Genomic DNA, 12,912 nt, shown 5'->3' with positions numbered 1-12,912 from the left:
TAAGTTATATTTCTAAGGTTTAACAAGTTCTCCAGATTTAATAGGAGTACCATATTGGAAGAATTCCTGCGGTAAGGTAGAACCATGCCAAATAATAGATTTTTCTAAATCTTTACCTTTCCATTCCACAGTTCTCCAAGAAGGATCAAAAATTTGATAGCCTGGGTCACCGAATAATTCTACACGGTTTCCACCTGGTTCCATTACATACAAGAATGCAGCTTGAGTTACGCCATGCTTACCTGGACCGGCTTCAATATTATAGCCAGCTTCAATTAATAGGTCTGCAACATCTGATAAATGCTGAGGGAATCCGTACCAATAGCAAATATGGTGCAGGCGACCTGATTCACCTAATGCATCGCCCATAATTGCAATGTCATGAACTAAATTACTTACACTTAACCATGCAGCTATGGAAGAATCGTCGTCCGCTACGATGCGTTCACGTAAGTTAAAACCAAGCACCTCTTTTAAGAACTCAACGTTTTTGTCAGTATCGCTTGCTAATAAGTTGATATGGTCTAAGCGACGAACCGGCACACCGCGATTTGGACGTTTTTGCGGGCGATTTAATAATGGTGTTTTTTGGTCTTCAGGGGCTTCATAATACTCAACATCCCATAGAAGCTCAATTTTATGACCGTCTGGAGTTGTAAATTGGTATGCACGACCGTGACCGACATCTCCTTCAATCCAACCAATCCCATATCCAGTTTTTTCGATTTCAGCTACACGGCGCTCTAATGCTTGAGCAGAAGTAGCTCTTAAAGCAATATGACCTAAACCAGCTTCTTCATTTTCTGTAATGATTAACGTGTTATGGTAATGATCCTCGTAAGCACGCATATAAACTGAGTTACCTCGACGACCTACTTCATCCATACCAAGAATATTTTTGAAGAATTCTACTGATTCCTCTAATTTAGGGCTGTAAATTTCAAAGTGTGCAAGTTGTGCAACGTCAAACATAGGCTCTTTTGTCATATTAAATTCCTCCACTTTTCATAAGTTTATTTTTTATAGTAAAATTCATAGTTTTGAATTTACCAAGTCGGATGTCCTTTGAATCCAAGAATTGCGCTTCCGTATCCGGCCATTGCATCTTCATATTGATGTGTTGGGTGAGCAGCAACGGTAAGAATATCTCGAACAAATCTTTCTGTTCCATCACTCTTGTAGACTGAGTTACCACCAAGCGTGATTAAAATACGAGTGGCCATTTCTGCAGAAGTTTTTGCAATATAGCCGCGAATTGCAAATAACTGTTCGCGTTCTTCTTCATCTAAAACGCGGATACCCTCATCCTGGTAACGGTGTAAGCGATCTGCATAATCTTTTGCTAAAGCTTTTAAAGCAGTTAGTTGTATATTTAATTCTGCAAGTGTCCGCTGTGCCGTACCTGCATTTTTTTCATTTGTATTATTGTTGAAAATACGAACACGATGTTCTGTTTTTTCTTTAAAGTTTCGTATTAAGCGTTCCACACCACCAATTGCTACATGTGAGAAACCAGCTAAGAAGAATGCAAGATAGGGAACATTGAAAATTTGGTAATCCGGTTCGTAATTACCGTCCGGTGCGGTTGCCCCATTCACTACTCGAGTTACCGGAAAAACATAATTTGCTGGAACGTAGACATTATCTAACTTTACAGCGTTGCTGCCTGTTCCCCGTAAACCTAGGGAATCCCAGTTTTCAACAATTTCAAAATCTCTTTTATGGACAATAAACAGGCCAAATTCTGGTTCTGTCCCATCGTGCAATTGATGAATAGCGCCTAGTGCAACCCAGTCGCAGTAAGGAATGCCGCTGCAGAAGTTCCATGTTCCTGATATACGATATCCTTCACCATCATTTACGACCTTACCAATCGGAGCAAATACATCGGCCATTAATTCCCCTGTGCCGAATAGCTCTTCCCGACCTTGTTTGTCTAAAAAAGCTGGCCAAGTTTCATGAATAATAGCAAAGTATGTTAACCATGCTGCTGAAACATTATAGTTCGCTACAGTTCGGATAATATCCCCAAATGTATAGTAGTCTAAATCTTGCCCACCATATGCTTTTGGTCTAAGTAACTTGTGGAAGCCGGCTTCTTTTACCTTTTCCATGACTTCATCCGGTAATTTTCTATCAAAATCAGTTTGATCTGCATATTTCTCTGCTAACTCACCTACTTCTTTTGCCTTTTGGAGTAGTTCTTCACGATTCAATGTCTTTTCAAGAAGTGCCAAAGAATTAATTGTCATATAAATCCTCCTTTTTAATTTGTAAGCGTTATCACAGCATCTTGTCGTACTGGTTATCTATTATTATAATTATCTGAATTTATTGAGATAGCTATTTAAAGTACGGAAAAACGTATTTTTTTAGAATATTTAGACTAAATACGTTTTATTGGAGTTGGGGGAATGAGTAATAATAGTTATTTAACGCTCTATTCATGCTGTTAATATTCTTTACTGATTTTAAAAAAAGCCTTAGAAAGTAAAAAATGCTACTTTCTAAGGCTTTAAGAACTTTTAAATTAATAGTAAGGGGGACTTTAAAATATAATTTGGTTTTTAACTTTTAATACTTTTAATGCCATATAGACAGAGAAAAGACGCTTTGTATCATCTAAGCCAATATTTAAAATTTCGCTGATTTTAGATAAGCGGTACCTTAATCCACTAATAGACATGGAAAGAGCTTTCGCGGTTTTATTGATATTAATGCCATTCTCAATATAGGTATAAATCGTTTTTGTTAAATCGTAATCTTTGTCTATCTCCAATAATTTACCTAATTGTTGCATTACAAAGCGATCGATTAGAACCTCGTCTTTAATTTGGAAAAGTACGCCTTCAATTTCCAGATCTTCATAGAAACAAATATGCTTTTCTGGGTTTTTTGCCTTTAACGCTGCCAATGTCTCGTTGTATAAAATATTGATTTGGCTCAAATCTTCTATAACCGTACTTGCTCCTATATAAAATTCGTAACTTTTAAAACGACGTAAGCAGTATTTTAGTAACTGGTTTATAAATGTGTGGGGCACTGTATTTAACCTATTAAATGTTGGATATTCAATTAAGATAATGAGTTTATCGGTCTTTTGCGAGACAAGGGCATTAATATTTCTTTCATTTAAAAATAGGATAATTTGTCTGATCAACTCTTCGTTTACTTCTATTTCATCACTAATATTAGAATGATTTAATGTTCTTTCTAATGTAAGCAACCAATACGATTCAGTAGGCGGAAAATTGAGGTAATGAGCAATTTTATAAATTTCATCTTGCTCTAATTTACCATCCAATACATCGCTTAAAAAACTTCGCTTTATATTCTGTTCCGTACCAATTTTAATATTTTCATTTAGTAAAATGACAGATGCTGTTAAAGCAGTTTTGTCGATAATCATGTATTCTAATTCCGTTGGTTTTTTCCCCGTCTGATATATAAATGAACAATAACCTTTAATTTGCTCTTCAAAATAAATAGGGGTTCTAAGTATTCCCAGTTCAGGTGTAATAGTTATAAATTCAGTAGTATCAATATCAATTTTTTCCAACTCAAAATCAATCATGACATCTGCTGATTTTATAATCACTTCATTCGTCTCGTTTTCAATGAATATTGGTAAACCGGTTGATTCATTTAATAGATTGACGATTTTTTGGAGCCCTTGCTTTGATAAAAGTGCATGGGTTAATTTTCGTTGAACTTCATTTGCTTGTTTTAAATAATCACGCTCTATTTTCAGTTTTGCTGTTATTTCGTCTAGCTCTTGAATTATGCTAGTTGACTGGTAATAGCTGTATTCGTGTTCTTGATGACCCCATTCTTCGAGAGGCATACAAATTACTTTACATTGCTCATACCCCATTGCACGACACTCCACCTCTTTTACAAGAATGGTCTTTTCTAATACCGTGGATAAATAGCCACTTGCATAACCACATAGTGTATGGCAAATTGGACGATCACTTAAGTTCCCATCTGCCAAAAACTCATCGGCCTCAAAAGAATTCTCCCAAATAACGTCTATTTTTTTTAAATAATTCTTCTCATCATAATGAATGTCAGATACGCTTACTCGATCAACATAGCCGTGCAACATATGAAATTTTGTACCGCCTAAAATCAATTCCAGCTCATCCTCGTAGTGGTATAACTTTGCTTTTCTAGCATCGCTAACACCACAATGCCAACCATATCGAACAAAAACGCCTTTCGAGCGATCTTCTCCTATAATTGACAGTAGTTCTTTTTTTAATGCTGTTCTTGCAGTAGTTGGAATTGTTATCATTCGATCATAAAATGCTGTTAAAGCCTCATCTTTAGGTAAATGAAATACGTCATTTAAATTTTTTCGCTTTAAATTCATAATGATCCCCCTGGCTTAATTAAGTTTTTTAAACGATTTACGCTAAAAAAAATCAGAATTAGCTATTTAATGTGTGAATATTCTTTCTTTTCACTATGCTATCATTTATTTGTGAAGTTCTAAACGTTGAGTTTTTTGGACCTAGGGGGATTTATGTATTGAAAGTTTTAACATGTAAAGTGTGGAAACTAATTTTCCAGAATTGTTTCCATTTCAAATTTTTGAATATTTAAAATAATATCATCTATTAAAAGACAGGTAAATGCTACTTTCAACTTAAATTTGAGAGCGTTTACAAATGATATGTCTTACTAGTTTCGACAAAAGGAGGATTAATGAATGTCAAATTTAAAAGTTGCTATTTTAGGCTCAGGTAATATCGGTACGGATTTAATGAAAAAAATAATGCGTTCATCCAACTTAGAATTAGTAGCAGTAATTGGTATTGATCCAGAATCAGATGGTTTACGCAAAGCGCATGAAGCTGGATTTCAAACCTTTCACACAGGGTTAGATGGATTTTTGGATGCCGGTGTGAAAGTTGATGCTGTATTCGATGCGACAAGTGCCTATACACATATAAAGCATGCTGAACAATTACGGGCACATAACATCCGTGCCATTGACTTAACTCCTGCAGCAATTGGTCCGCTAATTGTACCTACTGTTAACCTTCATGCTCATCCAAATGCAGACAATGTAAATATGGTGACATGTGGAGGGCAAGCGACAATACCGATTATTCATGCAGTTTCCAAATTATATAATGTCGAGTATGCCGAAATCGTGGCAACTATTGCAAGTAAAAGTGCGGGTCCTGCAACTCGTGCAAACATCGATGAATTTATAGCGACAACTTCACGGGCAATCGAGCTTGTAGGTGGTGCTAAGAAAGGAAGAACCGTTCTGATTTTAAACCCTGCGGAACCGCCGATTATGATGAATGACACCATTCATTTATTAGTGGATCGACCTGTAGAGGAAGATACTCTTTATGAAGCGCTAGTTCAAGCGGAACAAGCCGTTCAGCAGTATGTTCCCGGCTATCGTCTTAAGTCTCGCCCATTTGTGGAGGGGAATCGAATTTCAGTATTTTTAGAAGTTGCGGGTGCTGCAGACTACCTACCTGCTTTTGCTGGAAACTTAGATATTATTACAGCGGCATCGATTAAAATTGCCGAGGAATGGGCGAAGTCAAAAGCATTATTATAACGGGAGGGATTACTGATGAAACGAGATGTCATACTAACAGAGGTCGCTTTACGAGATGGCAGTCATGCGATGCGTCACCAATTCACAGAAGCCCAGGTGCGTGCTGCAGTTGCTGGTTTAGATGCAGCAAATATACCTTATATCGAAGTTGCACATGGTGATGGATTAGGTGGCTCAACGATTCAATATGGCCGCTCTTTAACAGAAGAATTCAAATTAATTGAAGCGGCAGTAGAAACAGCAAAGCATGCAAAAATTGCGGTGTTATCATTACCTGGTATTGCAACGAAGCCGGATATTAAGCGAGCAGCCGATTTAGGTGTTTCGATGGTACGTGTAGCAACACATGTCACAGAGGCGGATGTATCTTTAAAACATCTTGCTTATGCGAAAGAGTTAGGCTTGGAAACAGTGGGGTTTTTAATGATGTCGCATATGGCAGAGTCAAGAGCAATTGTAGAACAGGCAAAAATTATGGTAAATGGCGGAGCAGATGTCATATATATTGTAGATTCTGCGGGTGCTTTATTACCAAATCAAGTAATGGATCGCGTACAGGCGTTAAAACAGGAAATTGCTGTCCCGATAGGATTCCACGCGCATAATAATTTATCTTTAGCTGTTGCAAATTCATTGGCAGCAATTGAAGCCGGTGCTGAACGTATTGATGGTAGCATTCGTTGCTTAGGTGCGGGTGCCGGTAATACGCAAACAGAAGTTTTTGTTAGCGTACTAGATAAAATGGACATTCAAACTGGGGTGGACCTTTATAAAATAATGGATGTTGCAGAGGAAATCATTGCGCCTATTTTACCGCAACCACAAGAGATTACGAGAGGCAGTCTTGTACTTGGTTATGCTGGAGTATATTCAAGTTTCTTATTACATGCCCAAAAAGCAGCTGAAAAGTTCGGTGTTGATTCACGGGATATTTTAATGGAAATCGGTAGACGGAAAGCTGTAGGTGGACAGGAAGATATGATTTTGGAAGTTGCAGCAGAGTTACAGAAAGCTTAATTAGAAGTTGGAAATTATATTCAAATATACAATCTTAAATTTAAATGAGGAGGTTATAAAAATGGATGATCGTTTATTTAGAGATGCAATGGGGAAGTTTGCGACAGGTGTTACAGTAATTCTAACAGAAACAGAGGGTGAGCCACATGGTATGACAGCTAATGCTTTCATGTCTGTCTCACTTACACCGAAATTAGTTGTTATTTCAATTAAGGAAAATGCACGTATGCTTGCTAAGATTCAAGATTCAAAGAAATTTTCTGTTAACATATTGGCAGAAAATCAAGAAGATATTTCAAAAATCTTTGCTGGGCAAATTAAAGACCAGCAAGTTTCATTTGAACGTTTAGCAGATGTTCCTGTTATTCCAGGAGCATTAGCACAAGTTTCGTGCGAGGTATCAGCTGAGTATATTGAAGGTGATCATACATTATTTATCGGTAAGGTAAATGATATTACGATTACAGATGGCGATCCATTGCTATACTTTGCAGGTAAATATCGTAATTTAAGTACATTAGTAGAGGCTTAATCTATTAAAAATAAACTTAGATTATAGAAAGGTAGGTTGTTGGATGAAAACGCATTTTATTAATAGTCAAAATTTGCACTTGATTCAAAAACAGGCAACTTCTTGCGTAATGGCACTCGGTTATTTTGATGGGATCCACCTTGGACATCAGCAAGTGATAAAGACAGCTCGTGAAGAAGCGAGTAAGCGCGGACTACCATTAGCAGTAATGAGTTTTCGTCCACATCCTATCAATGTTTTATCTAAGGGGCAAAGCATAGTACCGCACTTAACAACTCCTTGTGAAAAAGAAAAACGGCTTAAACAGCTTGGTGTTGATTTATTTTATCTGGTGGATTTTACATTGGCGTTTGCTGCGCTCACATCTAGTCAATTTGTAGAAGATTATTTAATGAAACTTGATGTTGTCCATGCAGTAGCAGGATTTGATTTTTCCTACGGTGTGAAGGGTGTAGCTAAACTCTCGCAAATAGTGGCTGATTCCAATGGGGAAATTACGGTTACGAAAGTAGAATGCATTGATTATGATGGTGAAAAAATCAGCTCAAGTGCGATTCGTCAACGTTTACTTGCGGCCGCTGTTCATGAAATCCCCCACTTCTTAGGAGATCACTTTAATTCCAAGGTGCATTGGGACGGTAATAAATTTCAGCAAATTGAAAAGACAATGTTGCCATCTGCAGGTATTTATAAAGTAATTTTAGAACTGCCGAATAAACAATTAAGAACATATATTTCAATTGATGCAGCAGGTCAAATCCAACGAATGGAACGGCAAAGACGTCTGCCAAAGGGGATTTTTTCTATTCACTGGTTGCAGCAAGTTGAAAAAGCGGTTCCATCAAAAGCAATTTAAATGAAATGAAAGGAGTAGTGAATATGACAGAGGGATTGATGTCAAAAGCTATAGAATTATTAGATAGGGCTTATGAAAAGCATACTTCCGTTTCAGAACCTCTTTCTATATTAAACCCTATGATGACAATTGATGAGGCTTATGCAATTCAGATTCAGAGAGTTGAAGCAGCTACAAGCAAGGGTGAAGTGATTTCAGGGAAAAAAATTGGCTTAACATCTTTAGCAATGCAAAATTTACTAGGAGTGGACCAGCCAGACTATGGGCACCTTTTTCACTCAATGGAAGTTCCGAATGAAGGCAGCGTTTCACTTAGTAAACTGTTTCAACCAAAAATTGAGGGTGAAATTGCCTTTGTACTAAAAAAAGATTTAGTAGGACCAAATGTTACAGTTGAGGATGTTTTAGATGCGACAGATTATGTAATAGCGGCCATTGAAATTGTAGATAGCCGAATTAAAGATTGGAAAATAAGTCTTGTAGATACAGTAGCGGATAATGCATCATGCGGATTATATGTACTAGGGTCAAAGAAAGTTAATGTGAACGATATTGATTTAAAAGCAATTCATATGGAACTTATAAAAAACGATGAATTAATTAATGAAGGAAAAGGGACGGATGTATTAGGGAATCCAGCATTTTGTGTTGCTTGGTTAGCGAATAAATTACATGAATACAACGTTACATTAAAATCTGGTGAAGTCATTTTATCTGGGGCTTTATCTGCTGCTGTTGTAGCAGAGCCTGGTGACAAATTTACAGCATCATTTAATACGCTTGGTGAAGTGAAAGTCCAATTTATCAAGTGAAAGTGATGATGTGAAATATTTAAAGGACATTCTAGAGTATAGTTCTGCTAGCGTTGGGAAAATTTAATTGAAGCAATTCATTGCAATTTGATAGCTTGCTTAGTATACTAATACTTGCCGTGCTAGATGGGGAGGTAGCGGTGCCCTGTAACTTGCAATCCGCTCTAGCAAGATTGAATTCCTTTTCTGAGGCTGTCCGTATTGTTTGGTCTGCCTTTTGCACGTAGTGTTGACGGTTGGGTCCTGCGCAATAAGTACCCATGAACCATGTCAGGTCCGGAAGGAAGCAGCATTAAGTGGTATCACTTATGTGCCGCGGGGTAGCCTAACCCGAGCTGGCGACAAGAGTAACGCTTATGTGCGGCAGTCGAAGAAAGGTGCACGGTATTAAATTACCATTTCAAACGCATCCATCATTTATTGGTGGGTGCGTTTTTTATATGAAAAAGAGAGTTTATTGCCCTCATTTCAAAAGAGATTATACGTAGTTTATGCTATACTTAATGTATGTATTTTTAAATGGAAGGGAGAGGGGAAAGGTTGACATATCAAGCGTTTTATCGTGTTTATAGACCCCAGTCATTTAGAGAAATGTCAGGTCAGACACATGTAAAGAGGACCCTTCAAAATGCTCTCCTCGCAAGCAAGACAACACATGCCTATTTATTTTCCGGTCCTCGAGGAACAGGGAAAACGAGTACAGCTAAAATTTTCGCAAAAGCATTGAACTGTGAAAATGCCCCGGCAAGTGAGCCATGCAATGAATGCCCTACATGTCTAAGTATTACTGAAGGTTCACATACAGATGTAATCGAATTTGATGCTGCTTCCAATTCAAGAGTGGAAGAAATGCGTGATATTATCGAAAAAGTCCGTTTTGCCCCGGCAAATGCGCGTTTCAAAGTGTACATTATAGATGAGGTGCATATGCTTTCTACGAGTGCATTTAATGCATTATTAAAAACACTTGAGGAACCACCTGAACATGCGGTATTTATTTTAGCGACAACTGAGCCTCACAAGCTACCAGCAACAATTATTTCCCGTTGTCAGCGATTTGATTTTAAACGACTTTCTTCTATAGATATAGTAGAGCGTATGAAGGTTGTATTGGAAGATATCGGTATGGGTTATGATGAGCAGGCATTAAAAGCAATTGCTCAAGCTGCAGCAGGAGGTATGCGTGATGCATTAAGTTTACTTGATCAGGTTGTTTCATTTAGTAATGAACACGTTCAATTAGACGATGTACTTCTTGTAACTGGTTCTGTAAGCCAAGATGCATTTTACGATATTGCGATTTCACTACAGGAAAAGGATGTTGCCCAAGTATTAGGCAGTGTCGAAAACTTAATTGCAGATGGAAAAGAACCATTACGCCTTGCGGAAGACTTTATTACTTTCTTCCGGGATCTGCTTCTATTAAAAACAGATGGTACGTTAGAGGAATTATTGGAGTTTATTTCACCGGAAGAAAAGTTTTTATCATTAGCCGGACAATTTGAAGCTAATACACTTTATGGGTTTATCGATATTTTGGCAAAGACCCAGCAGGAAATGCGCTTTTCGCATCATACGAAAATATATTTAGAAACGGCCCTTTTAAAAATGGCCCAATATAAAGCTTCACCACAAGGGACAACTGCGGTCGATCCGGCTATTGAAGGTAAGGTAGCTTCACTTGAAAGTCGTTTAGGGCAACTGTCACAACAGCTTCAAAATGGTGGAGGGGGAGCCCCTGTTCAACAAAAAGAACAGGCCCGCCAGCGTGTACGTCCACAAGGAAATCAATATAATGCTCCAACAGGACGTATTCAGGAAGTATTAAAAACTGCAACAAAACCTGACCTGCAAAAAGTGAAATCTGCTTGGGCGGGTGGTTTGGCAAGCTTGCAAAAATCACATGCAGCTTTATTGGCGGATGCAGAGCCTGTAGCCGCAAATGCAAGTGCTTTTGTGATAAAATTCAAGTATGATATACATTGTCAAATGGTAGCTGACAACAGTGCACTTGTTTCATTGTTTACACAGCAAATTGCTTCGGAAGTAGGGATTCAATATGAACTTTTATGTATCCCGGAGCCGGCTTGGATGCGTTTGCGTGAAAACTTTATAAATGAAAATGGCTTAAATCAAAAAAAATCACCATCGGATGAAATGAATGCGGTGGAGGATTTAATAGAGGAGCCCCCTTTTCTTGACGATGTTCAAGTAATGGAAGCGCAAGATCCGCTCATTACAGAAGCCGAAAAACGTTTTGGAAAAGACTTTGTTGAGGTTATCGAAGAATAAATACACATTTTAAGGAGGAAATAAGATGCGTGGTATGGGTAATATGCAAGGCATGATGAAAAAAATGCAAAAAATGCAAAAAGAAATGATGGAAGCACAAGAGGCTTTAAATGCACAGTTATTTGAAGGTGCAGCAGGTGGCGGTATGGTGAAGGTAGTAATGAACGGCCAACGTCAAATGCTTGAAGTAAATTTAGATGAGTCTGTAGTAGATCCGGAAGATATCGAAATGCTGCAAGATTTAATTGTTATTGCAACAAACGAAGCATTGAAAAAAGTCGAAGAGACAACAAATTCTACAATGGGTAAATTCACACAAGGAATGAACCTTCCTTTCTAAGTTGAATTAAGTAGAACGTAGCGCACATCTCAAATATTGGGATGTGCCTTTTTAAAGAAGGGGGAACAGGATGCATTATCCAGAGCCGATATCTCGATTAATAGACAGCTTTATGAAACTGCCGGGCATTGGTCCGAAAACAGCAGCTCGACTGGCATTTCACGTATTAACAATGAAGGAAGATACTGTATCGACATTTGCGAAAGCGCTTGTCGATGCAAAACGCAATTTAATGTATTGCTCACAATGTGGTCATATAACAGATATCGATCCTTGTCACATTTGTTCAGATAAACAGCGTGATGTATCAACAATTTGTGTTGTGCAGGATCCGAAAGATGTAATAGCTATGGAAAAGATGCGTGATTATCAAGGTCTTTATCATGTGTTACACGGTGCAATTTCACCGATGGACGGGATAGGACCTGAAGATATTAATGTAGCTTCGTTATTGGGGCGCTTGCATGACGAGCGTGTACAAGAGTTAATTTTAGCGACGAACCCGACAATAGAAGGGGAAGCGACAGCGATGTATATTTCCCGCCTTGTTAAGCCATCAGGAATTCGCACTACACGTATCGCACATGGATTACCTGTTGGCGGAGATTTAGAATATGCGGATGAAGTAACTTTATCAAAAGCGCTGGAAGGTCGACGTGAGTTGTAATAGGAGGATGCCCCATGTTATTTTCTCGGAAAGGGAAACTCAAAAAAGAATTCGATGAGAAACTAGTTTCTTCTATTAAAGAGACAAAAGAAGCTTTACAAAGTGCGAAGGTAATTGAAGAATTAACCGACGATTATAACCTAGATGTAATTGCTGAACGAAAAAGAGCCGAAAGCATACATTATTACTTATATAAAGAAGCACGTGTACGTCGTGTACTAATTAAATAATCTTTTAGAAATAAGAAGCGAAGCAGTTGCATATGTTACCACTAAATAAAAAAGGATGGTGCTATGCAATACATAGTTTTAGCTATGGTCTGTTTTGTTGTCTTGTTTCTTTTTTTATTAAACAAAAACGCAAGAGGGAAAGTGTGGGAGTACTTTGCCTGGTTCTGGTTTAAAATAGCAGTTGTTATCGTTGTACTGTTTTTAGGGAACTTAATGATCGGGGCGGCAGGGTTACTTTTTTATGTGCCAATCAATTTCTTTTCAGTACTTACAATAGCAATATTAGGCCTTCCCGGTATGATGTGCGTAACATTATTAATATTATTTAAATAAAAATAATAAAAACTATTGCTAAGTGAATAATATCGTGATATATTATTATAAGTCGCAAGGACGACAACGAATATCGAAAAAACATTTTAAAATAAATGTTGACATAACATTCTAAGAATGATAAGATATAAAAGTTGTCACATAAACGACGCAATGAACCTTGAAAACTGAACAAGCAACGTTAATGAAACAAGCTTCTTAAATGAAGCAAACAATAGATTTCAACTTCTAACGAAGTTGGATCGC

Annotated in this window: 13 protein-coding genes and 1 other RNA gene; 11 read left to right on the top strand and 3 right to left on the bottom strand. The window is 37.6% G+C overall.

All coding sequences use genetic code 11. The annotated features are described in order from the left end of the window. Positions 1 to 12: 12 nt before the first annotated feature. The 3 genes from ACQKN3_RS19935 to ACQKN3_RS19925 all read right to left on the bottom strand — a co-directional run bounded on the left by ACQKN3_RS19935 (position 13) and on the right by ACQKN3_RS19925 (position 4,375). Entirely contained in the window at positions 13 to 987 is a 975-nt protein-coding gene (locus ACQKN3_RS19935) for a catechol 2,3-dioxygenase (protein ID WP_427714323.1), read from the bottom strand. Positions 988 to 1,046: 59 nt separating this feature from the next. Beyond that, entirely contained in the window at positions 1,047 to 2,252 is a 1,206-nt protein-coding gene (locus tag ACQKN3_RS19930) for an acyl-CoA dehydrogenase family protein (protein WP_427714321.1), read from the bottom strand. A 296-nt stretch (positions 2,253 to 2,548) separates the two neighbouring features. Continuing rightward, positions 2,549 to 4,375, bottom strand: coding sequence for a helix-turn-helix domain-containing protein (locus ACQKN3_RS19925; protein ID WP_427714318.1), 1,827 nt, complete (start codon positions 4,373 to 4,375; stop codon positions 2,549 to 2,551). Between the two features lie 339 nt (positions 4,376 to 4,714). Here ACQKN3_RS19925 and ACQKN3_RS19920 point away from each other — a divergent pair, with 339 nt between their 5' ends. The 11 genes from ACQKN3_RS19920 (at position 4,715) to ACQKN3_RS19870 (ending at position 12,666) form a co-directional block, all read left to right on the top strand. After that, positions 4,715 to 5,587 carry an acetaldehyde dehydrogenase (acetylating) gene (locus ACQKN3_RS19920; protein WP_427714315.1) on the top strand — a complete coding sequence of 291 codons (873 nt, stop codon included), beginning with the start codon at positions 4,715 to 4,717 and terminating at the stop codon, positions 5,585 to 5,587. Positions 5,588 to 5,602: 15 nt separating this feature from the next. Next, complete coding sequence (dmpG, locus tag ACQKN3_RS19915; RefSeq protein WP_427714312.1) at positions 5,603 to 6,604, top strand: 4-hydroxy-2-oxovalerate aldolase; 1,002 nt, start codon at positions 5,603 to 5,605, stop codon at positions 6,602 to 6,604. A gap of 61 nt (positions 6,605 to 6,665) precedes the next feature. Beyond that, positions 6,666 to 7,136: a flavin reductase family protein gene (locus ACQKN3_RS19910; RefSeq protein ID WP_008408636.1), complete on the top strand. Its 471-nt coding sequence runs from the start codon at positions 6,666 to 6,668 to the stop codon at positions 7,134 to 7,136. A gap of 43 nt (positions 7,137 to 7,179) precedes the next feature. Then, positions 7,180 to 7,992 (top strand): adenylyltransferase/cytidyltransferase family protein, encoded by an 813-nt coding sequence (locus ACQKN3_RS19905; protein ID WP_427714309.1) that lies wholly within the window; start codon positions 7,180 to 7,182, stop codon positions 7,990 to 7,992. Between the two features lie 23 nt (positions 7,993 to 8,015). Next, the gene (locus ACQKN3_RS19900) at positions 8,016 to 8,804 is read left to right on the top strand and encodes a 2-keto-4-pentenoate hydratase (protein WP_427714306.1); all 789 of its coding nucleotides are present in this window, start codon (positions 8,016 to 8,018) and stop codon (positions 8,802 to 8,804) included. 117 nt (positions 8,805 to 8,921) lie between these two features. Next, positions 8,922 to 9,189: signal recognition particle sRNA large type (ffs, locus tag ACQKN3_RS19895), an RNA gene on the top strand. 155 nt (positions 9,190 to 9,344) lie between these two features. Next, positions 9,345 to 11,096 (top strand): DNA polymerase III subunit gamma/tau, encoded by a 1,752-nt coding sequence (gene dnaX, locus ACQKN3_RS19890; RefSeq protein ID WP_251691786.1) that lies wholly within the window; start codon positions 9,345 to 9,347, stop codon positions 11,094 to 11,096. Between the two features lie 25 nt (positions 11,097 to 11,121). Then, complete coding sequence (locus ACQKN3_RS19885) at positions 11,122 to 11,436, top strand: YbaB/EbfC family nucleoid-associated protein (protein ID WP_008408640.1); 315 nt, start codon at positions 11,122 to 11,124, stop codon at positions 11,434 to 11,436. Between the two features lie 70 nt (positions 11,437 to 11,506). Then, positions 11,507 to 12,103, top strand: coding sequence for a recombination mediator RecR (recR, locus tag ACQKN3_RS19880; RefSeq protein ID WP_251691788.1), 597 nt, complete (start codon positions 11,507 to 11,509; stop codon positions 12,101 to 12,103). Positions 12,104 to 12,117: 14 nt separating this feature from the next. Further along, positions 12,118 to 12,333, top strand: coding sequence for a YaaL family protein (locus ACQKN3_RS19875; protein ID WP_251691791.1), 216 nt, complete (start codon positions 12,118 to 12,120; stop codon positions 12,331 to 12,333). Between the two features lie 63 nt (positions 12,334 to 12,396). Beyond that, a complete protein-coding gene (locus ACQKN3_RS19870) occupies positions 12,397 to 12,666 on the top strand; it encodes a pro-sigmaK processing inhibitor BofA family protein (protein ID WP_427714301.1) in 270 nt (89 codons plus the stop codon). The last annotated feature ends 246 nt before the right edge of the window (positions 12,667 to 12,912 follow it).

The sequence above is a fragment of the Solibacillus sp. NPDC093137 genome (assembly GCF_050280445.1).
Lineage (GTDB): Bacteria > Bacillota > Bacilli > Bacillales_A > Planococcaceae > Solibacillus > Solibacillus isronensis_B.
This window is presented reverse-complemented; position numbering and strand designations above follow the sequence as displayed.

Coding starts and splice junctions, on each gene's coding strand:
- ACQKN3_RS19935 (WP_427714323.1), bottom strand. CDS start 987: ATGACAAAAGAGCCTATGTTTGACGTTGCACAACTTGCACACTTTGAA.
- ACQKN3_RS19930 (WP_427714321.1), bottom strand. CDS start 2,252: ATGACAATTAATTCTTTGGCACTTCTTGAAAAGACATTGAATCGTGAA.
- ACQKN3_RS19925 (WP_427714318.1), bottom strand. CDS start 4,375: ATGAATTTAAAGCGAAAAAATTTAAATGACGTATTTCATTTACCTAAA.
- ACQKN3_RS19920 (WP_427714315.1), top strand. CDS start 4,715: ATGTCAAATTTAAAAGTTGCTATTTTAGGCTCAGGTAATATCGGTACG.
- dmpG (WP_427714312.1), top strand. CDS start 5,603: ATGAAACGAGATGTCATACTAACAGAGGTCGCTTTACGAGATGGCAGT.
- ACQKN3_RS19910 (WP_008408636.1), top strand. CDS start 6,666: ATGGATGATCGTTTATTTAGAGATGCAATGGGGAAGTTTGCGACAGGT.
- ACQKN3_RS19905 (WP_427714309.1), top strand. CDS start 7,180: ATGAAAACGCATTTTATTAATAGTCAAAATTTGCACTTGATTCAAAAA.
- ACQKN3_RS19900 (WP_427714306.1), top strand. CDS start 8,016: ATGACAGAGGGATTGATGTCAAAAGCTATAGAATTATTAGATAGGGCT.
- ACQKN3_RS19885 (WP_008408640.1), top strand. CDS start 11,122: ATGCGTGGTATGGGTAATATGCAAGGCATGATGAAAAAAATGCAAAAA.
- recR (WP_251691788.1), top strand. CDS start 11,507: ATGCATTATCCAGAGCCGATATCTCGATTAATAGACAGCTTTATGAAA.
- ACQKN3_RS19875 (WP_251691791.1), top strand. CDS start 12,118: ATGTTATTTTCTCGGAAAGGGAAACTCAAAAAAGAATTCGATGAGAAA.
- ACQKN3_RS19870 (WP_427714301.1), top strand. CDS start 12,397: ATGCAATACATAGTTTTAGCTATGGTCTGTTTTGTTGTCTTGTTTCTT.